This is a genomic window from Microcoleus sp. AT8-B5 (genome assembly GCF_036705565.1).
Taxonomy (GTDB): Bacteria; Cyanobacteriota; Cyanobacteriia; order Cyanobacteriales; family Microcoleaceae; genus Microcoleus.
This window is the reverse complement of record NZ_JAUBUY010000060.1, coordinates 12,920-35,845: the sequence shown is the minus strand read 5'-3', so window position 1 is coordinate 35,845 and position 22,926 is coordinate 12,920. Positions and strand designations below refer to the sequence as shown.

Below are 22,926 nucleotides of genomic sequence, written 5' to 3'. Positions count from 1 at the left end.
CAAAATTGGGACGTATTCTCCGCTTATAAAGCCAGTTTAGGCTTTGTTTGGGCTTAAAATTTGTTTAAGTCCCGTTAGATGAGTTTGAAGTCAAAGAACCTCAACCTAAAGCTAAGCCTCAAACTAAAAGCCACCTTCAAAACTCTGAGCGAGAAGATTTGGAAGACGAAGAATTATCAACTAAATCCCAAGCCAAAAGAAAACTTCAGACAAATGAAGCGGTAGAAGTTGCTGAATCCTTAGCACGCACACCCTCAAAAACCCGAACTAGCCAACAGCGACCTCAAGGCAAAAAATCAAACGACCAGAACATCGATAGTATCCTCGATGCTGCTGTACAAGTTAGTGGTAGAACAGCCATTTCTGGAAGTGAGGTAGAAGGTACAACTGTCAGTGGCCTGAGCACTCAAGTTGCGGTTCTCGCTACTCTGATGGGGAAAAAAGCAGCTTCTCAAATTATAGAAGCTGCTCTTGGGGCTGGAAAAGAGCGCCAAGTTGCCGGTATTGTCAAAAGGCTCCAAGCTCAAAGCCAGCGGGCTGACTCGCTCTCCCAGCGAGTTACCAACTTGGTTGAAGCGGATTCAGTTGCAGATGCAAGGGTCGAATCCGAAGCTTTACCAATAGCTGAACCGAAGCCAGAACCGGAACAAAACATCTTACCTGAACCGGATGCCGAATTTGTCTCAACACCCGGTATGCTCTTAGCTAAAGCGGTTAGCAAAGTCCACGGAAAAGTTGATAAAATTTCCGGCAGTGTGAGAGACAACAATTCTGAAAAAACGGCTTCTATTAAGATTGACACAGAGGCGAGTTTTGAAGAACAGCTCGTACAAATAAATGAAGCACTCAACCGACTTGAAAAGCGACTCGATACCCTAGAAGAGCGAATAGAAGCTTTAGAGAACAAACTTTCTCTTCAAAGCGAGACAGGCGTTCAAGCTGCGGATGCAAAAGTAGAACCGCCCGACAGCTCGACTCCATCCCTCAGCGACCAATTCGTACAAAACGGAACAGAAATAGGTGAAACAATTTCATTAGAATCAACAATCCCAGCTAGCAGCGCTAACGCTACTGCTAAAAAAATTACTCTGACAGCCCAAAATCTTACTCAGGACTCTCAACTTGCAGCAACACTGGCAAAAATTTATAGCCTAGCTGAAGAAGAAGCAAATGCGGAAGGCATTGGATTAGAAGATGGGGTTGATTTGGGAGAAGCCAAACTTTATGTAACAAATTTTGACTCCTCTACCGCTGTCAGCTTAAAAACTAAGGAAGGCGAGGAAATGTTCTCAGCAGTACAGGATAAAACTGGAGAGTGGAAAGTGACAAACGATTTCTTGAAACCTGAAGAAAAAGAAGAACTCGATCGCTTAAAGATTTTTCAACAAGCTCTCAACCAAGAACGTTTAGCTGAAATGGTAAAGAGAAGCAATCAAGATGAAGTGAGCTTTACCGATTCCCAAGGCTCGCGCCTCGACTTTGAAGTCGAATTCAGCGATAAATCCAAGTCGAAGGGTACTGTCAAAGGCTTTAATTCTCACAGCGAGATAGTTTTTGAGGCCAGCCTCCAAAAAGGTAATGTTGAGGTACTTTTGTGCGACATTCCACCAGAAGTAGTAGAAAATCTCCTATCCCAACAGCAACTTGCTCAAAACCAGAACTCCAACAAGCAGGAAGCGAGAAAAACTGAGGCCGAGATGGAAATTTGAAATAACTTATTTCACTTGCACCCTCCAAATGGAGGGGGTCATTGTCACTCTCAAAAATCACCGTAATTGGTGATTTTGCGGGAATTAGATGCAACTAAAATTGGCATTAAAGCACTAATTTAATCGAGATAGTGACATGGCTACTTACTTAGAGCAGACAAGAACTGAACGAAATCGCAACTCATTATTACGCTGGTTAAAACAACAGAAAATTCAAGTGGGCGACATTCCCTTCCTCGGCATTTGCCTAGCCTCACTCATCTACTTCAGCCTTCACGACCCGCTCCTAATAACAACTTTAGGCTGCTCCAGCATAGTCTTTTTGAGTTTGTGGCACACCGCTAAAGCAATCCCAATTGTAGAGCGATATATCGGCTGCAAAATTCGATTTTGGCACATTACCACTGCCATCATCACCTCCACTGCACTGTGCTCCGTGCTCGATTCCCCCGCCAACGCCATCTTCCTCTCCGGCTTAGAAGAATTTATGACAGAGCTAGCAGAAGGAGCCTCTTCAGCGGGAGGCGAAGCCATTGATGCCGAGGTCATCGAACTGATTTTTAACCTCATTCGCGGAGCATTTCTTTTATTAGTAGCATCCGCGTCTCTTTTTGCTTACAACCAAGCGCAACAAGGCAATGACTGGCGACCAATTGTCACCCAAGTCGCCTTAGCTTTTGCCATTGTAATTGCCATTGATGTAATAACTTTCCTCTTCGTTGGCAATGGCGGTGGCGGAGGTGGAGCTTAGGGAAGAGTGGGAGAGGGGGAGAGGAGGAGAGGGGGAGAAGTTTGAAAACTTGCAACAACCCGATAAAAACTAGAGGGCTTCAACATCAGCTTCAGCTTCAGAATCACTTAATTTGGATACAAAGCTCCTTCATAACGCCGTTTACGCCATGCCTCAGACAAATTGGCACAAACAGAACGCGAAGACCGACGAATTTGATCTGTCAATGAATATCGTTCCTCAATAGGAAACTTTTTAGAGAGTTCAAAAATCTGCATAGCCACATCTAATGCAAGTTGATACACTTCTAAATCTCGGTGGGATTGAATTGGTTTTCTGTTCATTTCAAACTCTAATTTCTTAACTCCACTTTCTATTATCCCCTCTCCGAATCACCCCCTCTCCCCCTCTCCGAATCACCCCCTCTCCCCCTCTCCCCCTCCCCCCCTCTCCCCCTCCTCTTTCCCTTCCCCTATTACCATGCTTAAAGACCCAGATAAAGACTTTATTTCCGTCAACAAAATTCTCGGCAAACAAGCCAGCATCGGCATCATTCCAGCGGAACAGCTAATTCCCTGGATGCTAATTACTGTAATTTCCTACATCCTCACCAACGGTCTATTCAGCTTAGGAATGCCTTGGTTTTTCACCACTACTTTCTGGCTAATTGTAAGCTGGTGGCTCCTGACAGGTAACAAACCTCACCTTTTTGTAGACAGGTTTAGACCTCCGCCGGGGAATGAGTGGTACAACGGTAATCTTTTATACCTTTCTCCCGTTCCCCAACACCGACCAAACCCGATTCGCCACCGAATCAGCGATTCACAAGTCCGAGTCAAACTTAAACCCAAAGTTGCTCCCACTCAACAAGGAGGTAACAGCCGACTTATGCCCTTCCAAAACTACCAAAACCTCCTGTGTTTAGTCACTATCAAAAAGGATGGTCGAGAAGTTTCTGGTTACTTACTGAATGAAGGCAGTCAATACCAAATTGTATTCGGATTCGAGACGGCTGGCTTTCACAACATCCTCTACCGCCATGAAGTAAACAATGCAGCCACCGCCTTAGAAGAAGGGCTAAAAGATATTCCCCCAGGCGAAAAAATGACCTTTCACACCGGCTGCTACAGCAGCGATTGCGTTCGCCAACAACAGTTAACTGAATTGGCTGACAACTGTCACCTCAAACCCATTTCTGTACTCGTTCGTAACGAACAGAAACGCATTCAAGAACTCAACTTAGCAGGCACCAGACAACTGTGGAACCAAACTATTTTCTGCACTTGGACATTCAACGCTCAATCTGGCTCCAAATCCAACGACCCTCTGAGTAAATTCATCAATGGAATTATCAACACAGCCAACAGCATTGCTGCACAATTTACAGGCAACCAGCGCATCTACTCTGAACGCTTTTACAAACAACTGCTGCTCGACGCTTTCGAGCAAGGCTATATCCGGTGGGAACTCTTGCTAAACACCAAAATTGGACTGGAAATTCAACCCATGAATGCCCAAGCATTGTGGGGATGGCTGTGGCAAAAATTCAACAGCGCACCCGTACCCCCTATTCCCCAACTTCTCACCTTAAAAGAAACCGCGTCCGACTACAAACTAACCGAAACTCTCAACAGTCACAAACACGCCTGCACCATTTTAATTGAAGGTATGAGCGGTCGTTCGAGCTGCCCGGAACACAGAAAAGCTAGCTCACGCATTTTGCTTCCCGGCAGAAACGTAGAATGCGGCGTGCTAACAATGGAAGAGGGCCCCGGCGGCTGGCTCAATACTAGAGAGCAACTGCAATGGCTCTGGAAAATTATGAGCAACAGCTATGTCCGCGATACTGAAGCCGTTGTCGAAATTAGCGCCGCTCCCAACTTTATTATTCAAGACAACTTAGCAAGGCAAGCTAAACAATCAAAAAGTGCCAAAAAACGCGCTTTAGAAAAAGGTCAAGGTCGCGATGTAGGAGCAGAAGTCAAACAGGAAGAATCCTTTGAAGCCCAGAAAAAAATGTACAAAGGTGCAAGAGCAATTCACGCTGCTGTCACCTTCTTAGTCTACCGACCAACACCGGAGCAACTAACACACGCTTGCCAAATGCTCTCCCACAGCTTCGGCTCTGCCAAGGTATTAAGAGAGCGCAACATTGCTTGGCAACTGTGGCTAGAAACTTTGCCCATTACTGTAAGCTGGCTGTTGCACAGCAGTTCGCTAATTAACGAACGCCGCCTCACCTTAGACACCGAAACTGTCCCCGGTATTTTGCCCTTAACTGCTGTAAGGGACATCGACTCAAAAGGAGTTGAATTCATCACCAAAGGCGGCAAACCCGTGTACGTTGACCTCATGCACAACCAAACCAGCCGCGCTGTCATAACAGGCGAGTCTGGTTCCGGTAAAAGTGTTTTGGGATGGCGATTTGCAGCAGATGCAATAGCCGCTAATATCCCAGTAGTCGGTATGGATATCTCAGCAGGAAGCGGCAGTACCTTTGAGACAGCAGTGAAACTGTTAGGCGACGATGGTGCGTACTACGACATCACTTCTGGCAGCTCGAATCTACTCGAAATACCCGATTTGAGGCGTTTCGACAGAGAAGAGCGATCGCGCCGACTAGACCAATGGAAAGAGTTTATCAGAAAAGCGCTGACTATTATCAGCATGGGCAAAGTCCGCGACCCAAAATTAGCGCAGCGAGTCGATGCTATTTTGCTGCTAACTCTGAAAAAATTTCTGGAAGACCCCGACATTATCGAGCGCTACAATACGGCTTTTGAAAAAGGCTGGAAATCGACCGCGTGGCAAGAAATGCCAACCCTCAAAAACCTCCTAAAATTCTGCACGAAAGAGCAACTAAATCTGCCAAACTTTACCGACTTCGACCGCATTGCCATCAACCAAATTACCACTCAATGTAACGCCTTACTAGCGTCACCTTTAGGGAAAGCAATTGGCAGACCGAGTACATTTTCACCAGAACCCGCTGTTAAGTTTTTTGCCCTTAGCGGTCTGGGCAACGAACAAGACCAGTATTTAATGGCCATTAACGCCCACGCTGCTTGCATCCGCAACGCACTTTCTCACCCTAAAAGCCTATTTATCGGAGACGAACTTTCGATTTTGTTTAAAAAAGATGGATTTGCTGAAGTAGTAGGCGAACTCTGTGCAGTGGGTAGAAAAAATGGCATTTCAGTGCTCTTGCTAGCCCAAGATATCGACAGTATTTGTGATTGTAGTGCGGGAACTATGATTATGCAAAACATGGTGTATCGAATTACCGGAAGATTGACATCAAACGGAGCCACTTCTTGGATCAAAAAATTGGGGTATCCGGCTGAAATTATTAGCCAGAATGCCACAGAAGCTTTCCTTCCCAGAGCTGCCGACCTTTATTCCAATTGGCTAATTGAAAAAGGAGGTCGTTTCTGGCAAAGCCGATACTATCCAGGCGAAATGATATTAGCAAGTGTGGCTAACAATCAAGCTGAATTGATAGCCCGCGCCCGAGTGATGGCTCAATATCCCAATACGTTAAAAGGGCAACTGCTAGCACTCAAACAATTTGCCTCTGAATATGTACAAGCCGTTAAAGAAGGGCGTTCATTAGCTAATATTGGCAAGAATGGAGTCACTGATATCAATGGACACAAATCCCCTCAAGACCTTATTGCTAGCTAGACGGAGAAAAACCGATGAAATCACCGAAATTTCTTGTCAAACTTGCCCTCGGCATTCCTGCAATTGGGCTGAGCTTAATACTAAATTCTGTTGAAGCAAAAGCTCAAACCTCTGACAGCAATCCGACTACAACACAGCTTCCCACCTCAAACAATCCTAACAACAGCACTTTCCACCGCTCCAGCTTCACAGTTCCCAATCAACAAATAGAAAGCCAAATCCAACAATCAGCTAATAACTTCTTGAGCAACCCGAAAGAAATAGGAGGTATAGAAAACACAATTAGCGACATAACAGGCGAAATTTCAGATACCATCTCCACCATCTCCGACAGCATCTCAGGCATCTGGGACAATTTGTTAAACAAAGTCGAAAAATTTAGCAGTGAAATAGAATCAACCCTATCTTCATTCCTGGGAGAATTGAAAGTTCCAGACCTAAAAGAAGCAGTTAAAAGCATAATGGACGGCAACACCTCCGAAAGCGAAGGGACAAAACTTTCCGCTGCTTTAGAGAAAAGACCGCAAGATTCTTACAGCCTCAAAGAGAATACCGCAGAACTCGCAGAAAGAGAAAGTGCTGTCAGTGAAGCCAATAAAGCCACTCTAAGTAAAGAAGCTCAACAAAAGCAAGCTCAGATGAAAGAAATTGTCCAGCAGAACGTAGAGCAAACTAATCGCGAGAGCCAAAATTCAATCGAATTGGGTGCTGATTCAGAAGGTCAAGATGTCACACAGAACATTATGAGAAACATATCTCAACAAAGTGCGATCGCAGCTAAGCAAGCAGCCTTATCAGCAGAAAATCAAAGTGCTTTAGTCATGCAGGGCCAGCAAGCTCAAATCGATCGCAGTTTTGCCAACATTCTCAATGCTCAACAAGCTGAAGAACTCAACGAAATTAACACAGCCCAGAGACGGCAGGATGCTGCCGCGGCTACCGCTTCTTCTACTCAAGCCGGACTGTTTCAAATGCCGGGAGGCATCACCCTGGGTGAATAAGGGGAGTGGGGAGTGGGGTGAGAGGGTGAGGGGATAAGGGTTTCCTGTTTCCGCTTGTCCCGCTTGTTCTCTCCCACTCTCCCACTCTCCCACTCTCCCACTCTCCCCCTCTCCCTCTTTCTCCCCCTCTCCCACTCTCCCCCTCTCCTTCCCCTTCCCCTTCCCCCTCCCCTTCCAAAGATGCTGACACAACTAATCGCCCAAACTAGCACAGCAGGACAAGCCCTGGACACTCTCTCTGATGCCATAGAAGTCTCTCAAAAAACCGTCGAATCCTGGAATTTAGTTTGGTTTAACACCTTCAACACTCAAGAATCCTCTCTCTGGATTGCCTTAGTCAAACTAGGACTAATTCTGGCGGGAATATCTGTTACTTACCTCGCTATCACCAGTGGCAAAGAAATCATCGAAAAACAGTCTTGGTCAGAGCTAGTAGCCATGTTTATCTGGCCACTCGTAATTGTAGTATTTCTCAGCAACAACGGTAAAGTCTTAGCTGAAAGTGTCAAATTCATCAAAGCTGTAGGCAGCACTCAAGTGCAAGAAATTATGAAAATTCAAGTCGGAGAAATGACCTTCAGAACTGCCCTGAGCGACGTTAACCTTACCAGTGCTGGCAAAGAAGAAATTGAAAAACTCTACAGCGAATGTCAGGGCAAAGTTGGCTCAGCTTTAGTGGAATGCTGGAACAGCAAAAAACAGCCAGCTCAACAAATCCTTCAGGCAGCCGAACAGCAAAATGGAGGACCTCTCAAAAGCTTGCAGCGATTTGTCGAAAATTTAGGCAATGTTGCCAATCTTCAGGATATAGGAAATGGCGATTTTGCAGGACAAGTTTTTAGGTCTACTGTCTTGCCCATCATTCGCTTAATTCTTAGATCAGTACAGTGGGCATTTGTCAACATTTTAGAAGCAGCCTTGTTGCTAACAGCTTTATTCGGGCCTCTGGCAATGGGCTTGTCGCTGCTGCCGCTGCAAGGAAAACCAATCTGGGCTTGGCTAATAGGATTTATGTCGTTATTTGGAGTGCAATTGGGGTACAACATCGTCGTTGGATTAGTCGCTGTAGTGATTGTCAAGTCCGATGCAGAGTTAGTTACAGATATCGCCTTTTTATTCTTTTTAGCTGTGTTTTCTCCCGTTCTAGCCGTGTTAATAGCCAAGGGTGGAGGAACTGCTTTGTACAGTGCGATCGCCAATAGCACCAAACAGCTTACAGATATTGCCAGTAACGCGATCGGCGTTATTGCTGGAAAACTGATCTAGGGGAAGAAAATTCCGGTAGCTTTTTCTTCGCCGAACCGAGTTATTACTCACTACTCAAACCCAGTTTCCCAATCCACTCCCTATATCCCCACCTTTCCATCCCTCATACCCTCCAATAAAACTATGAAATTTCCACAATCCCAACCCTTACTCCCTGAATCTAAAAACACCTTAGCCTTGTGCTTTGTCCTGCTAACAAGCTTTGTTTTCCTCCTGACAATTGCTGTTTTAGTGAATACAGTCAGTTTGAGAGCTTTATCTCAAAGAAAAGTTACCTTTGTCCAGCTCAAAGACGGAACCGCAGCCCGAATTGCAGAACAAGATGAATTTTACAGAGAGCCTAAAACTATCCAAAATTTTGTATCCAGTTGGGTAAATTTAACCTGGGCTTGGTCAGGCAAAATTCCCGGCACAAATGACCCCGACCCCGGCATTAAAGTTAAAGGCAGTGCCAAAGTTCCTACAACTGCTTGGATGGGCTCCTTGATGATGGAATCAGAGTTTGGTAAAGCTTCCTTGGTCGAACTTGCCAAACTCGTTCCCAACACCATCTATTCAGGAAAAACCCGATCAGGAGTCTATATCTCTCACATCTCAGAACCCAGAGAAATAAAAAGAGGAGTTTGGGAAATAGATGTAATTGCTACTCGCGTAGTGCTAGAGCAAGGCATTGGAGAAAGCCGAGAACAGTTTAATCGAACCTTCACCGTCAAAGGGGTAGAAATTCCAAAATCGCCTCTCAAAGAAAACGCTAATGAATTAGAGAAGACTATTCACTCTTTGAGAGCAGCCGGATTAGAAATTTCCCGAATTGTCGAATTCAAACCATAGAAGAGGAAAGAGACATGGAAAGGGGACGAACCGGCAAGTGGGTAAATTTAAAAACCTACCGTAACAACTAAATAATTTAAACATTTAGTATGTTTCATCCCTTTGCTTGAAGTCTTCTCTCTTTGCTTTTTTATGTACAGTTAAACACAACACATTCAACTCTAAAGCCATGACTAACAAAAGAAATGGATTAACCGAAAATCAAATTAATACCACTCCTGATAATAGTACCACTACAGCCAATATGAATCATACAACTGCATCAAGTGAATATACCCCTAATAATGATGACGATAACATCAATTCCCCTATTTCCCCTTCTCCAAACCCTTCCCCTTCTGACGATGATATTGATGAAAACTTCATTGCTAATTTCGACCCCAATGCACCCCTAACACTTGAAACTCAATATCAACTCGCTCAAGATGAGGAAAGCCCACTGCCCCCGCCTGTTTCCGAAAGAGGCGTTCCTAGAGCAGTGACAATACTGCTATTGACTGGTGGAATACTATTGCTAGGACTGCTGATTTGGCAATTTATCAAGCCTAAATCACCTCGCGAAGCTATCGCACAATCAACACCAAAAGAAAGCTCTTCTGGCACCATTAAAGATGAAAAACCGGAGTTGCTGGCTAAATTAGCTTACCAAGACCAACAAAAACTGTTAGCCGAAAAACCGCAAAAAACCGCAAAACCCAAAACAGAACCGTCGCCCAAACCGTCAAGAACCCCACGAACTCCGCGAACTCCGCGTCTAGTCGCTACCCGGAGCGCTGCACCGCCACCTACTCCTCTACGCGAACCCCTACCCGCACCCCGAACAGTAGTGCGGACGGTAACAGTACCCGCACCCATACCTCAAAGAGTACCCTCAAGAACACCCGCACCCCCACCAGCCCCCATACCCAAACCGTTAGTACCACCACCTTTAATTCCAACTCCAACCGAAGAAAAAATCGACCCGTTTGAGCGGTGGAACCAACTCGCCCAACTCGGACAAATTAGGGGAAATTTTGACCCTAACCGAATAGCGAATGCCGTGAGTGCAACACCAAGCACTCCAGCGACAACAAGTGCTACCGCCGCCGCTCTGACAAAGCCAGCTCCCACAACTGAATTCCTAACAGTCAATATCGGCAACCAAAAGTCGCCACCCTCATACGTTTCTTTCGAGCAAATCCCAGAAAAACTATATAGCCACCCAAATAACGCCAGCGGGGAAAGGCTACACCCGGAGTTTCCTTATGGAGGGGACAGCCTCGAAACCACCGACAACTCCCAAAACCCCACTAACCAATTAACTCCGGCTCCCCTTTCCCCCCAAATAAGTTCCGATTCTACCGATAACCCAATCGAGACGGAGGCTCGACTGAGCGCTCGTCCAACTTCCTTGCCCGCCGATACAGAATTTCAAACCCTTTCCCCAGAAACTGCTCCAGAGGCTTCTGCCTTAACAAACTCCCCAACCCTAGAACAAGTAAATTCCCCAGGGGCAAAAGGCATTCTCAACCGCACGCCCCAAAGTTCCTCAACCTCCCAAACAGCTCAGGTTCCCCTTGGAACCACAGCCAACGGCGTAGTTTCGGTTCCCCTGTTGTGGGATGAAGGCTCAGGCAAACAGCTTTACGACAAATTTGCCGTCACCCTCACAGACAACGTAACGGCAACTGACGGCTCTATTGCTTTTCGGAAGGGCACGGTTGTCATTGCCAAAGCCAGCACCGTCAGCAAAACCAATCGCATGGTACAAGCTACTGCTGTGGCGCTCGTCTACTCTGATAGAAACGGTCAGATTAAACAACAGCCCATTCCAGAAGGCGCAATTTTGATTGCAGGAGAGGGCGGAGGGCCGCTGATTGCTTCAGGCTACTTCGACCCAGGGAACGATATTGCCGGACAGGATATCCTCACCGCAGTGCTGTCGGGAGTTGGACGAGTCGGTCAAGTGTTCGCAGAGCCTAAAGTCAGGAGCTCTAGCAGTATTAGCGGTAGGTTTGGGGGCAGTACAACCACCGTTGAAAGTCGAGACCCCCAAATTTGGTCAGCCGTCCTCGATGGCTTTTTCAGCCCCCTGGCAAAACGGATGGAAAGCCGCTCAGATAGAGCAACTGAAGAACTTTTAAATCGCCCCAATGTAGCTGTGGTTAATAAAGGAACCCCGGTTTCTATTACTGTTAACAGCTTTCTCAACATTTACCGTTGACCGAGGCGTTGGTAAACGGTTAAGTCGCCCCAACGCGACTGCGGCGATTAGTAAATAAAATCCCCGTTTCTAGTGTCAACAATTTTCTCAACATCAACCGATAACTGCCATGACGAATCGCATCCAATCTCCAAGAATGCTTTCCCTCGGAGGGCTTTTGTTCACAGCAGTGTTCGCTGCTGCGAGCTACCCAGACTGTGCTTTTGCTCAATCAAGAGTAACAGGCTATCAAACTGTGGGTCGAGATATTGCCGTCAATAGTGCGATCGATATTTTAGTCTATCCCGGCCGCGCAAGTGCGATCGACTTCAGCTCAACCGATGAAGCTCTCGCCTACGTTTTAATTGCCGACCCCTCAAAAATAGTTTTCAGCACCGATGCACAGTTGGCAAGCGGCCAAGCCAAAACTGTTTTCTTGCGTCCCATTCAAGCGCTCAATTTTCCGGGAGCTACCACAGCTACCATCACTAACCTTTCAATCAAAACTGTAGATTCAAAAGGGAAACAGCGACTTTACAACTTCAACATCGTTCCTACCAACAAAGAACCAGAACACTTAGGAATTCGCATCGCTCCCGTCACCCCAAGAATGTCACCGACTGTGAACGTTGATAGAGGTCGCGCACCCACAGCATCAGATGTCGAAAAAGGATTGCTGATTGCCATTCAAAAAGGCTACACAGCAGCCAACGACCCAGTAGTCTACAGCGTGCGACAATTTTTAGCTCTAGTAAGAAACCACAATCTATCGGCGGCCGATGCTGCTGCACGAGCCGGAGTAGACTTGTCTGTGATTGTCGAACTAGCCAAAATAGTTTTTGAAGAACCAAACTAGCGCTCACACAAACCTACTCATATCTAACTCATGTTAGACAGAGTTAGGCAAGTGCATTCGTTCCGGGGTCAAGCACAGAGCGGGATAAACGGCGAGCCATCAATTTAAAATCTCAAATCTCAAATCTCAAATTGTTCCAATTACCCATTACCCATTACCAGTCAAGAGTGGTTTTAAGCACGCAACTTGGGTTAGTTGAGATGCCAATCATCTCCTTAATACTGCCCGCGCTGAGTCAGGCAGGAACCAGTTTTCCTAACCGCTCGCTCTGAGAATTTATGGCTTTTGACTGATTCAGATTCGTTTGAAACTGCGCTACTAATAGGGATTAGTCAAGCAGCATAACGAGAGTGAGCGGGGATGGTGACCCAGAAGAGGAGAACTCTTCTACGGATGGTGTTACTCCCCTCTGAAGAAGAACGTTTTTTTCCTCATTCTCCACTCCTTTGTTCAACCAATGTTCCGCCCAAAAAGCTCTGTTCAAAAAAAGTCTGCCCTCCCGCTGCGCGTTGTGCTTACAGTCCCCAACGCTCTTTTGATTTCAATCTTACTAGCTCTAACGGGGTGGCTTTCTTTTCAAACAGGGCGACAGACAATGAATGACGTAGTTGCACACCTATTGGGAGAAGCAACGAGTCGCATCTGGGACCGCCTTGACAACTACTTAAAAGAAGGGGTTGTGAAAGGAGAAGGGACTTACAATCAAATTCCAATTGGTTCGGTAAACCAACTTTCCCCAAGTCAAACAGCCGGAGTCACAATCAAACCAAATGGGGAAAGAAATGGGTCAGACTCTCCAAAAACAATATTGCCTCAACAAAAAACAAATTCTGCTTTTCCCACCCCAACCTCAACATTCAACTTGCACGATTTCCTCATTAGCCCTAACAGTCAAGCCTTTATCTTAGACCGTTCGGGGCATTTAATTGCTCGGAACGAGGTAACTGAACCAAAACCGTCTATTTCTGCTGACACCCAGCAGCGAGAAAGCGCCCAAGCTCTGCAACAAAAAGTAATCCAGCTTTCAACAGAGTATTTGCTTAAACATTATGGCAGCCTCGCTGCTATTAACAGCAGCCAAAATCTTAACTTTACTGCCAGCAACTCACTATACTTGCTACAAGTCAGACCTTTTAAAAACCCGAAAGGCTTAAATTGGCTGATTGTGGCAGTTGTACCCGAAACCGACTTCACCCAAAAAGTTCAGGCCAACACCCGCAACACTATTTTGCTCGTGCTGCTGGCTTTGGTTCTTTCTATCTGCCTTTTGCTGTCCATTTCCCTAAGAATAGAACAGCGGCTGCTGCGGTTAATTTCGGCAACAGAGGCGATAGCTGGTGGCGACTTCGACTCAACAGTTTTAGGTAGCGGTGTTGCCGAACTCGAAGCCCTAGCCTGTGCTTTCGAGCGCATGAATTGCCAGTTAAAAGCATCTCGCCAGCGGTTAGAAGAATATTCTGGCGATTTAAAGCGGCAAGTTGCACAGAAAACAAAGGAACTAAAACAAGCTAAAATTGCAGCCGAAAGTGCCAATCGCGCTAAAAGTACCTTTCTGGCCAATATGAGCCACGAATTGAGAACGCCTCTGAATGCGATTATCGGCTTTGCCCACCTTCTTGTCCGCTCCAAACAAACTGCCCCGGAACAGCAGCCGAGTTTAAATATTATCAATCGCAACGGCGAGCATTTGTTGAAACTAATCAACGATATTTTGTCGCTGTCCAAAATTGAAGCAGGTCAAATCACCCTCGAAGAAACTGCTGTTGACTTGTACAGTTTGCTCGATGACTTAAAACTTTTATTTCAGCTCAAAACTCAGTCGTCGGGCTTGCAACTTGTTTTTGAACGCAGTTCTGATGTGCCGCAATACATCCGAACTGATGAAAGCAAGCTGCGTCAAGTTTTGATTAATTTGTTAGGTAATGCTGTTAAATTTACTGAGGCGGGTAGGGTGAAGCTGACTGTAAAATGCCTTCAGCCGCTGGCAAAAAAACCGTTACCCAAATTCTTTCTCCAGTTCTCAGTGAAGGATACAGGTCCTGGTATTGCGCCTGACGAGCTTAGCAGTTTGTTCAAGCCGTTCGTGCAAACAGCAACTGGCAGGAAATCACAAACGGGAACGGGCTTGGGATTGCCCATCAGCCGCTCTTTCGTCAAGCTGATGGGTGGCGATATCAAGGTCAAAAGTTCTGTGGGGAAAGGAACGGTTTTCAGTTTTTACATTAAAGTGAGTCGTGCAACACAGAGCGAAGTCCGTGACATCCAGCCTCAAAAACAAGTGAATGGACTGGCACCCAACCAACAAAATTATCGCATTCTGGTAGCGGACGATGAGTCTGCAAATCGGTTGCTACTAACTCAGATATTGAAGTCAGCCGGCTTTCTTTTGTGGTTTGCGGATAACGGAACTGAGGCTGTTAAATTGTGGCAAAAGTACAAGCCGGATTTAATTTGGATGGATTTGAAAATGCCGCTTTTAGACGGCTTTCAAGCTGCTCGAAAAATTCGTTCTCTGCCTGACGGCTCCCATACAAAAATTATTGCTTTGAGCGCTAATGCGTTTGTTGAAACCAAGAAACTCGCTTTGTCGAATGGCTTCGATGACTTTGTTGCCAAACCGTTCCGAGAAACAGTAATTTTTGAGAAGATGGCGCTTCATTTGGGTGTTCGCTATATCTATGAAGAGGAGTCGCCGAGGAAGTCCGAACGGGATGAGCCTGTTATGCAACTGACTCCTGAGTCGCTATCTGTGTTGCCGAGGGAGTCGATTAAGAAGCTTTATAAAGCCGCCGCTTGTGGAGACGAGCAAGCGGTAAGGCAGTTAATTGAGCGAATTCCTCGCTCCCAGAAACAAATTGCTGGGGCTTTGACCAAGTTAGTGGAAAATATGAGTTTAGATATTATCAGCGATTTGACTCAAAATTGCATTTCGGCCGATTGTACTATCGCAAAATCCCAAGACTGCGATCAAAGTTAACTCGGTTTTTAGATTCGTACCTCATATATCAATATATGAAGTTCAACCTTAGTCTATCGCCAAATCCCAAGACTATTCTCAAAGTTAACTCGGTTTTGAGAATCGTACCTCATATATCGATATATGACGTTCACCGAGTGCATTTCGGTAGATTAGGCGAGCTCACCATCCCACGATTGCGCTCAAAGTTAACTCTGTGTTTACAACCCGTACCTCAGATATCGATATATGACGTTCGGCAGATTGTACGATCACCAAATCCCAAGACTGCGAGCAAAATCAACTCTGCGGTGAGAGTGTGTACCTCAGATATCGATATATGACGTTCGGCAGATTGTACGATCACCAAATCCCAAGACTGCGAGCAAAGTTAACTCGGTTTTTAGAGTTCGTACCTCAGATATTGATATATGACGTTCAGTAGATCGCAAAGCATTAGGACGATTTTGTTCAGAGCAGCACGATTTGACAGAGCAATGCCGAGCAGAGGTACAGCCGATAATCTGCTAACAACTCACGCTCACTTGATTGTTTACTCCCTGCTATCGGCTGTACCTGTCTGTACGTAACGACAGATGCGGGTTCGATCCGCAGTAGCAAGTCAGCGGATTTGGTCTGGGTGGAATGTGGCAGCGGGTCGAGCAGATTAGCGCTCAGTTGGAGATTCAGAGCGAGCTCTTATCGGGAACAAAGGTTATTATTGGTCATATCTGTTGGGAACATCCGTTCGTAAAAACCTACCAAAATCGGGACAAAGCTATGAATAGCTTCCTGGCTTAACGAACGCGATCTAAATATAAAATTAGAGCGACGGAGTGAAAGGTGCAACTATTATGTCTTATAGCGAATTTTCCCTAGATGATATTAAGCATAAACTCGGCTTAACAATTAGAGAAGTATCTGAAGTCTTTACGGCTGTAGAACCGATCGCACCCAGTCAGCTTTTAAAGGAAACCTTAGCCGAAAATATTCCCTTAGCCTTGGGAATTGACACGGAAAAAGCGCGATCGGAGATGATAGTCGCTCCGGTATTGATTGAACTCCGCAGGCGGTGCGATCGTCAAATCAGCCTCTTTTCCGGTACGGAATTTAATATTGATCGAGTCAAAGGACTGAATGGCATTTGTGACTTTATGATTAGTCATTCACCAGAACAATTATCTTTAAATGCTCCCGTGTTTACACTTGTCGAAGCCAAGAATGACAATATCAAATCGGGAATTGCCCCGTGCATTGCAGAAATGTTGGCAGCCCAGATTTTTAATATTCAAAAAGATAACAGCATTTCCTGTGTTTATGGTGCAGTGACAACAGGCAGTATCTGGAGGTTCATGAAACTAGAAGATAGGACGGTTTATATTGAAACAACAGAGCATTTTATTGAAAACATTCAACTAATTCTAGGTATTTTAAGGCAAATTGTTCAGTTGACTCGCCCAACCCTTCCGTGCCTTTGAAGTTCCCTAGTACATTGTACGATCGCACCGTCCCAAGACTGCGATCGAAGTTATAGTCATTTCAAATAAATGTGAGACAGAGGTCAGATCATGATAAAATCGCTAAAAATAGTTAATTAGAAAAAAATGGCTTACAGTCTAGACTATCGACAAAAAGTAGTTAATTATGTGGAAAATGGAGGGAGTATAACGAAAGCTGCCGCCATATTTAAGGTAGGAAGAGCAACAATTTATAGATGGTTAGGTAGGGAAGACCTTCGACCAACTATGGTCTTGCACCGTCAACGAAAGCTAGATTGGGAAGCCCTCAAAAAAGATGTTGAAAAAAATCCCGAAGCAAGATTAGTAGAAAGAGCAAGGACTTTTAGGCGTCAGACCGAGTGCCATCTGCTATGCCTTAAAAAAACTGAAAATTACCAGAAAAAAAAACAATTCCGCTATCAAGAAAGAAATCGAGAAGCCAGAATAAAATATGGAGCGAGAGCTGAGAGAATTAATTAAAATTTATGGCAGTAAAAGCATTGTATTTATTGATGAATCTGGCTTTGAGGAATTTGAAGGTTGTGTTTTTGCCTGGGCGAAAATCGGAAAAAAAGTCTTTGGTGAAAGACCCGGAAAACGGGGGAAAAGAGAAAATTTAGTAGCAGCAAGAAGAAAAGGAAAGAAGGACTTAATTGCACCAATGCTCTTTATGGGTAGTTTGAATGCAGAAGGATTTGAAGGATGGTTATCTTTATATTTGTTACCCGAGTTAACAAGTCCATCTATATTAATTATGGATAATGCACCCATTCATCGTAAGACGGTCATTAGAATATTGGTTGAGGATGCGGGTCATCAGATAATATTTTTACCAAAATACTCTCCTGACTTAAATGATATTGAGCATGATTTTAGTGGATTAAAGAGAGCTAAAATGTATGCGTCTCCTGGCACATCTCTTGATGAAATTATTCGTGCTTATTGTGCAGAAAGAGTGTCTCATACTTATTTGAAATGACTATAACTCGGCAGTTAGATCCATACCTCAGATATCGATATATGACGTTCCGTGTTTCAGTCTAGCGATCGAACTTAAATTCTTTTCAACAATTTTCCCCGTACTAAACTTGACGATAATCTACTCGTCAGACTAAATATTAACTTGCTGGATCAACGTAAGGCAGAACGGTGGTTAGCGGCGATGCCCTCTCATATATCGATATCTGATGCCTGCTCTCGATATATCATACTTTAATCATCTACTTAATTCAAAACCATGCAAATTCGACTAGCAGTCATCAGCAATGCTGGCGGCACTGGCAAAACCACACTTTCAGTTCACCTCGCCTACGAACTGGCGTTAAGGGGTTTGAAAATAGCCATTATGGATCTCGACCCCCAAGGCTCCCTGACCCTTTTTTGCGGCCTAAATCCGCCTGAGCCAGAACACACACTGTCCGCCATAATGCGAGAAAGCTTCAATGGTTCTTGGCCTCTTACTCCTAGCTGGAGTTCCCACACCAATAATATAACCGTTTGTCAAGGCGGAATGACGCTGACGCAAACAGCAGACGAGTTAGTTCTGCACAAGCGTGGCGCTTATCTTCTAGGCGATTGCCTGAGCGACTATCCAATGGATCACGACCTAATTATCTTCGACTGCCCCGCTACCCTCGGCCCCTTGCCCTTGATGGCACTAACTGCTTGCACTCATATAATAGTGCCCGTACAGCTCGAACCAAAATCAATTCAAGGAGCAGCTCACCTGCTGGAGTGGTACTACCACCATTGCAAACAATTACGCCTCAAGCCGCAACCAGAAATCTTAGGGTTTGTACCCAACCAATACGATACGAAACGAGCCGTCCACCGACAACTTTTAGAGTCATTGCCAGCCCAGCTAGAGCAGATGAATATCCGCGTTTTTCCACCTATTCGGGACAGTGCAGAATTTGTCAATGCCAGCGGTCAAGGGTTGCCATTACACCTTTATCGCCCGCTTCACCCAGCTTTAGGCGACTTCAAAGAAATTGTTAAGCACCTGGCTACTTTAATGGGAAATGGAGTTGCTCCGGCTATTGCCAAAAAAGGAAAAAAAAAGAAATAGTGTTTGATTCACAGTCACAACTTGCGCCGGCGAAAACGAATCCTTCGTTTTTGGCTTATAGCCATGAACTGACTTCTTCCAATCCCCAATTTAAAATCTAAAATCGCTATGGCCACCCGTAAAGCTCCCGACTTGGGAAATTATTTTTCATCCGCCAAGCAGTCAATGCACCTCTCTGAAGCTGAATCCGAGATTCAGGAACTCAAAGCAGAAATTGAAGAACTGCGAAAATCGGGTTCAACGGAATTGGAATCTCAATTGACTGCACTGCGAGAACAACTAGAATCCGCCAGCGGTATCCTCTCCATTTCACTAGACCAAATTCAGCCTAATCCTGAACAACCCAGACAGACTTTTTTGCCAGAAAGTATTGAGTCCATGTCCCGTTCCCTCGCTAGTGACGGACAACTGCAACCCATTATCTTGATTCAACGGGGGGATTTGGTGATATTCGATGGAGAACGGCGCTGGCGCAGCGCTAAAAATCTGGGCTGGGAAACTTTGCAAGCTGTGATCGTTCCAGAACCGGCCGCTTTGCACCGCAAAGCACTGCTGACTTCCCTGCACCGGGAAGACCTCAACCCTCTCGACAAAGCGGAAGCTATCGTGCGGGAGTTGTCTGAAAATACTGGTTTGGAAGCTGCAAACATCCCCCGCACTCTCTCAACAGTCGTGCGGCGCTTGAACGCGCAAAAGCGGATGAACTCGGTTTCTGAGTTGGTAACGGCGACACCTGACGAGCAGCAACAGGGTTTAACTGCTTTAGCTTTGGATGAAGCAGAGTTTGCCGTCTTGGGGACGCTGTTGGATTTGCAGCTCAATCCCGCTTCCGTAGATGCCAACATTTTCCCGATGCTGTCTTTGGCTGATGACCTGAAAATTGCTATCAGGCAATCAGGTCTTAAAGGGGTTCATGCAATGGTTCTTTCTAAACTCTCTGCGAAAAATTTGGTGTTGCCAGAGGAAGAAGCGCTGCCGATTAGAGTTAAAACAACTAATCAAGTTATTGCCGATAAATTGTCAGTGACCCAAACTCGTAAATTGGTGCAAGAAATTATCAGTTCTACTCTGGATGATTTCCCAGGAGCAGCCCGCCCGTTCAAGCAGGTAAAGTTGGCAGCCGGGAATTTGAAAAAGCTGTCACCGCAAGTGTTGGAGCAAGCTGAGGTTGAACAACTGGTGGAGTTGCAGGAGGTTTTGCGCCAAAAGCTGGCGGAAATTGAGGCGGTTTTGAAACAAAATGGTGGGGAATAATACCAATTTCATAAATTTCTGCTACAGAGGCAGTTCTAACTCCTCCCCTCGAACGGGGGAGTTGAGGGGGTAGATATTTAGCGATATTTTATGAATTTGGTATAACAACAAAGTTTCGATCGGGCTGTCTGCTGAAATCGATCGACTGTTTCTACCCATCGTTTTTATCGATCACCTTCGATCTGATTAGCTGCCAGACAATCTATAATAAACGAATTGCATTGTGGAGGTAGTTATCCATGAGGCAATGCAAGCTTGTGAGTCAGTTTGTGAATTTTTTGATAAGTTGTTCTGTCTGACGGTAATTTCGATCGCAAAACAGCTTTTTGTTGGTTGTAGCAAGCACCGATCGCCTTGAGGAGTTTACCATTAATAGTCGGCGGGTTAAATCTTGCTTGATTCGATATATGTGGCAACCTGAAAACACATTGTCCTTATGAGAGACCGCGATCGCATCCAACAATACGCTCTCAAACTAGGTAGAGAAGGTAAACTCCTATATTCAATATTAGTGAATATTGCTACCCGATTGCATCACGCTTTGAAAACAATTATATCTCAAAACAGTGGAATAAAACACTTACCGTATCGCGATTTAAAAATCACCCCACAATTATTAGGAACTATTGAAAAAACATTCGAGAAATACTTGACATCAGATTTTTTGGAAAAGAATGCAGAGTGGATACTGAATCAATTAGAACTCTGGAATCGAGGAGAAAACCTATCGGATATTCTGCCTGGAACGATCGCTTTTCACCCTGACGCATCCTTACCCAAATCCGAATCCCGGACAGAATCTCAGATAATTAGTGCGTGTGGATATCATGCTGCCGATGAATTACTACAACAAATAAATATACAAAATCTATCAGCAGCTCAGTTGGCAAAAATCTTAGAACTTGCACCCCTTCCAATTCCAGTAACCGAACCCCCATTATTCAAGAATAAATCTGTAGAAGCTGTTCCAACAGCAGCTCTGATGGCTTCCAGTCTCCGCGCGCAGATCCGACCTGATTTGTGGTATGAAGCTGCCAGCAGTATTGCTGTTTTTCAACATGAAGCAAAGGGTAACTCAAACAATTATATCGAGCATTACATTTCCAGCCCAGGTGACATTACCCTGCTGCCTTGGAACGAAGCCCAGCAAATCATTGATAAGTTTGGGTTTACCAGCGCAAAATTGCACATTATTTTTGCAGCTCATACCATGAAACAAGAAACTCCTTGGCACAGCAGCTTTACACTAAAAGCCAGCGATATTGTTAAGGAAATGGGATGGGATAAAAATCACAAAAAAACTCAAATAGAAAAACTGCTAGAGATTGCTAATACAGCATTTGCCCTTGATTGTTTGTTGGTCAAAGCTGTTTGGATTGAGGGAATGAACAAGAAAGGGCAAATTATAGCTAGTGCTCCTGTAGGGAGAATGTGGAATGTCTACATCAAACCCCAAGGTCAGTTAAATTTTGAAGGTAAGATAGACAACCCCCATGAAATCTACATCACAGTCCAACCCGGATTGTGGACTCAGGATTTTTTGAACCGAGCTGGAGCCAAGTCGAGAGAAGCGTTATATCAGTTTGGCTATCTTTCCCAGCAAGTGCTGAGAATCGATCCGTACCATAACGAATTTGCCTTAAGACTAGCAATTCATGTCACCATAGAAAGCCGATTTCACGCCAGTGGTGAATACCGAGTCTTAACGCTACTAAAAGCGATTTTACCATCTCCACAAATTGACTCAGCTCGCAGCGATAATCGCAAAGCCTACAAATTAAAGCAGAGCTGGGATAGTGCCTTAAAACTATTAATAAATCTGGAGTGGCAAATAGAATTTGACCCGGAAACTTATCCAGATAAACTTCAGCCTGAGAACAAGGAAAGAAACCCAAAAGGCTACCTGGAATGCTGGCTGGCGGCCAAAATTACCATCCTTCAGCCAGAACCCATCCCACTTTTAATCTCAAAGAAGACCCAACCCAAACAATTAAAGCGCGCTTCGGCAAAACCACTCTCGATAGCAGGTGCTTCCGTGCGAAAAGCCCGTGAAGGTAAGGGGTGGACTCAGAGAAAATTAGCTGGTTGGTTGGGGGTTTCACAGTCGCTGATTGCTCAGATAGAGCGCGGTCAGCGGACTGTCAGCCCGGAAATAGAGACTAAATTGCTCGCTCTATTGGATATCGCTGAGTGAAGTCGATCGCATTTGAGATTGGAGATTTTAGATCGATGGGGGTTTGAAACTTGTCGGCTGTTGAATTCAGTTTTGGGGCGCGGTACTCGTACCAAACTGACTCGTCGCCTCACTGGTCGCTGCTTCGGAAAACTTATACCACTTCTCCAAAATAATGCAACAGTAGTTTGTACCGCTCGAATCTAATTGTATTGGGTACTCGACCCGCATTGTAGCAGCATTTTAGAGAAATTGTATTACCCAAAGCTGCTCATAGATTGGGTTAGTGTTTTTTATCCTACGATCGTGACTTCAAGCAGATAAAAAACTTTGACCTTGCGCTGTGTCGATTTTAGGCACGTTAGAGAATTTTGATGTTACCCAGCAAAAGCCTTACTAATCAACAGCAAGCAAAAATTTTTTACGCCCGATCAATAAAAGATTGGTTATTCAAGTTGTTATTCAATTTGAGCGATCGCAGCGACAGAGCCTGGGGCTGGCTGCGTATCTTGCGGGTGCCATGACTTTCTTAACGCAACCTCAGTCCAGACTTTACCGGGCTGTATCTTTACTGGTTTGAGCTGGTTGTCCAGTTTTGTCCGGTATCTCGCGGATAGCTATGCAGGTGAACGCATTCAAATACTCCTATTTTCAGAATTAGCGAGATCCAGCGAGCCTAAAGGGCTAGTTGCCGTAATCAAGCTGACAGCAGCCGTG

Annotated in this window: 18 protein-coding genes; 15 read left to right on the top strand and 3 right to left on the bottom strand. The window is 45.1% G+C overall.

The window, feature by feature from the left end; all coding sequences use genetic code 11:
* The first annotated feature begins 158 nt into the window (after window positions 1–158).
* The gene (locus tag QUB39_RS26825; protein ID WP_333212781.1) at window positions 159–1,709 is read left to right on the top strand and encodes a hypothetical protein; all 1,551 of its coding nucleotides are present in this window, start codon (window positions 159–161) and stop codon (window positions 1,707–1,709) included.
* Between the two features lie 136 nt (window positions 1,710–1,845).
* Window positions 1,846–2,460 (top strand): hypothetical protein, encoded by a 615-nt coding sequence (locus QUB39_RS26820; protein WP_333212783.1) that lies wholly within the window; start codon window positions 1,846–1,848, stop codon window positions 2,458–2,460.
* Between the two features lie 107 nt (window positions 2,461–2,567).
* On the opposite strand, the gene QUB39_RS26815 is transcribed toward QUB39_RS26820, so the two are convergent.
* On the bottom strand, window positions 2,568–2,783 hold the full coding sequence (locus QUB39_RS26815) for a four helix bundle protein (protein WP_333212785.1): 216 nt from the start codon (window positions 2,781–2,783) through the stop codon (window positions 2,568–2,570).
* A gap of 136 nt (window positions 2,784–2,919) precedes the next feature.
* Between QUB39_RS26815 and QUB39_RS26810 the strand changes: the two genes are divergently transcribed.
* From QUB39_RS26810 to QUB39_RS26750, 12 genes are all read left to right on the top strand, one after another.
* Complete coding sequence (locus tag QUB39_RS26810; protein ID WP_333212787.1) at window positions 2,920–6,123, top strand: hypothetical protein; 3,204 nt, start codon at window positions 2,920–2,922, stop codon at window positions 6,121–6,123.
* Window positions 6,124–6,137: 14 nt separating this feature from the next.
* Entirely contained in the window at window positions 6,138–7,124 is a 987-nt protein-coding gene (locus tag QUB39_RS26805) for a hypothetical protein (RefSeq protein WP_333212788.1), read from the top strand.
* 180 nt (window positions 7,125–7,304) lie between these two features.
* The gene (locus tag QUB39_RS26800; protein WP_333212790.1) at window positions 7,305–8,390 is read left to right on the top strand and encodes a hypothetical protein; all 1,086 of its coding nucleotides are present in this window, start codon (window positions 7,305–7,307) and stop codon (window positions 8,388–8,390) included.
* A 123-nt stretch (window positions 8,391–8,513) separates the two neighbouring features.
* Complete coding sequence (locus tag QUB39_RS26795; protein WP_333212792.1) at window positions 8,514–9,221, top strand: hypothetical protein; 708 nt, start codon at window positions 8,514–8,516, stop codon at window positions 9,219–9,221.
* 169 nt (window positions 9,222–9,390) lie between these two features.
* The gene (locus tag QUB39_RS26790; protein WP_333485195.1) at window positions 9,391–11,424 is read left to right on the top strand and encodes a hypothetical protein; all 2,034 of its coding nucleotides are present in this window, start codon (window positions 9,391–9,393) and stop codon (window positions 11,422–11,424) included.
* A 109-nt stretch (window positions 11,425–11,533) separates the two neighbouring features.
* The gene (locus QUB39_RS26785; RefSeq protein WP_333212369.1) at window positions 11,534–12,259 is read left to right on the top strand and encodes a hypothetical protein; all 726 of its coding nucleotides are present in this window, start codon (window positions 11,534–11,536) and stop codon (window positions 12,257–12,259) included.
* Between the two features lie 595 nt (window positions 12,260–12,854).
* Window positions 12,855–15,236, top strand: a complete 2,382-nt coding sequence (locus tag QUB39_RS26780) for an ATP-binding protein (protein ID WP_333058099.1) — start codon at window positions 12,855–12,857, stop codon at window positions 15,234–15,236.
* Between the two features lie 833 nt (window positions 15,237–16,069).
* Window positions 16,070–16,693: a hypothetical protein gene (locus tag QUB39_RS26775; RefSeq protein ID WP_333058100.1), complete on the top strand. Its 624-nt coding sequence runs from the start codon at window positions 16,070–16,072 to the stop codon at window positions 16,691–16,693.
* Window positions 16,694–16,819: 126 nt separating this feature from the next.
* Window positions 16,820–17,194 (top strand): IS630 transposase-related protein, encoded by a 375-nt coding sequence (locus tag QUB39_RS26770; RefSeq protein ID WP_445243081.1) that lies wholly within the window; start codon window positions 16,820–16,822, stop codon window positions 17,192–17,194.
* Window positions 17,166–17,693: a transposase gene (locus tag QUB39_RS26760; protein ID WP_333240872.1), complete on the top strand. Its 528-nt coding sequence runs from the start codon at window positions 17,166–17,168 to the stop codon at window positions 17,691–17,693. Before QUB39_RS26770 ends, QUB39_RS26760 begins: the two co-directional genes overlap by 29 nt.
* 258 nt (window positions 17,694–17,951) lie before the next feature.
* Entirely contained in the window at window positions 17,952–18,782 is an 831-nt protein-coding gene (locus tag QUB39_RS26755; protein WP_333212372.1) for a ParA family protein, read from the top strand.
* A 108-nt stretch (window positions 18,783–18,890) separates the two neighbouring features.
* Window positions 18,891–20,036 (top strand): ParB/RepB/Spo0J family partition protein, encoded by a 1,146-nt coding sequence (locus QUB39_RS26750; protein WP_333058102.1) that lies wholly within the window; start codon window positions 18,891–18,893, stop codon window positions 20,034–20,036.
* A 21-nt stretch (window positions 20,037–20,057) separates the two neighbouring features.
* On the opposite strand, the gene QUB39_RS26745 is transcribed toward QUB39_RS26750, so the two are convergent.
* Entirely contained in the window at window positions 20,058–20,195 is a 138-nt protein-coding gene (locus tag QUB39_RS26745) for a hypothetical protein (RefSeq protein ID WP_333279389.1), read from the bottom strand.
* Between the two features lie 74 nt (window positions 20,196–20,269).
* Entirely contained in the window at window positions 20,270–20,452 is a 183-nt protein-coding gene (locus tag QUB39_RS26740; RefSeq protein ID WP_333058103.1) for a hypothetical protein, read from the bottom strand.
* A gap of 20 nt (window positions 20,453–20,472) precedes the next feature.
* Here QUB39_RS26740 and QUB39_RS26735 point away from each other — a divergent pair, with 20 nt between their 5' ends.
* Entirely contained in the window at window positions 20,473–22,230 is a 1,758-nt protein-coding gene (locus QUB39_RS26735; RefSeq protein ID WP_333058104.1) for a helix-turn-helix transcriptional regulator, read from the top strand.
* The last annotated feature ends 696 nt before the right edge of the window (window positions 22,231–22,926 follow it).

Bases quoted from the DNA above. Each gene is read 5' to 3' on its own strand.
- QUB39_RS26820 (WP_333212783.1), top strand. From the start codon at position 1,846: ATGGCTACTTACTTAGAGCAGACAAGAACTGAACGAAATCGCAACTCA.
- QUB39_RS26815 (WP_333212785.1), bottom strand. From the start codon at position 2,783: ATGAACAGAAAACCAATTCAATCCCACCGAGATTTAGAAGTGTATCAA.
- QUB39_RS26810 (WP_333212787.1), top strand. From the start codon at position 2,920: ATGCTTAAAGACCCAGATAAAGACTTTATTTCCGTCAACAAAATTCTC.
- QUB39_RS26805 (WP_333212788.1), top strand. From the start codon at position 6,138: ATGAAATCACCGAAATTTCTTGTCAAACTTGCCCTCGGCATTCCTGCA.
- QUB39_RS26800 (WP_333212790.1), top strand. From the start codon at position 7,305: ATGCTGACACAACTAATCGCCCAAACTAGCACAGCAGGACAAGCCCTG.
- QUB39_RS26795 (WP_333212792.1), top strand. From the start codon at position 8,514: ATGAAATTTCCACAATCCCAACCCTTACTCCCTGAATCTAAAAACACC.
- QUB39_RS26790 (WP_333485195.1), top strand. From the start codon at position 9,391: ATGACTAACAAAAGAAATGGATTAACCGAAAATCAAATTAATACCACT.
- QUB39_RS26785 (WP_333212369.1), top strand. From the start codon at position 11,534: ATGACGAATCGCATCCAATCTCCAAGAATGCTTTCCCTCGGAGGGCTT.
- QUB39_RS26780 (WP_333058099.1), top strand. From the start codon at position 12,855: ATGAATGACGTAGTTGCACACCTATTGGGAGAAGCAACGAGTCGCATC.
- QUB39_RS26775 (WP_333058100.1), top strand. From the start codon at position 16,070: ATGTCTTATAGCGAATTTTCCCTAGATGATATTAAGCATAAACTCGGC.
- QUB39_RS26770 (WP_445243081.1), top strand. From the start codon at position 16,820: ATGGCTTACAGTCTAGACTATCGACAAAAAGTAGTTAATTATGTGGAA.
- QUB39_RS26760 (WP_333240872.1), top strand. From the start codon at position 17,166: ATGGAGCGAGAGCTGAGAGAATTAATTAAAATTTATGGCAGTAAAAGC.
- QUB39_RS26755 (WP_333212372.1), top strand. From the start codon at position 17,952: ATGCAAATTCGACTAGCAGTCATCAGCAATGCTGGCGGCACTGGCAAA.
- QUB39_RS26750 (WP_333058102.1), top strand. From the start codon at position 18,891: ATGGCCACCCGTAAAGCTCCCGACTTGGGAAATTATTTTTCATCCGCC.
- QUB39_RS26745 (WP_333279389.1), bottom strand. From the start codon at position 20,195: ATGGGTAGAAACAGTCGATCGATTTCAGCAGACAGCCCGATCGAAACT.
- QUB39_RS26735 (WP_333058104.1), top strand. From the start codon at position 20,473: ATGAGAGACCGCGATCGCATCCAACAATACGCTCTCAAACTAGGTAGA.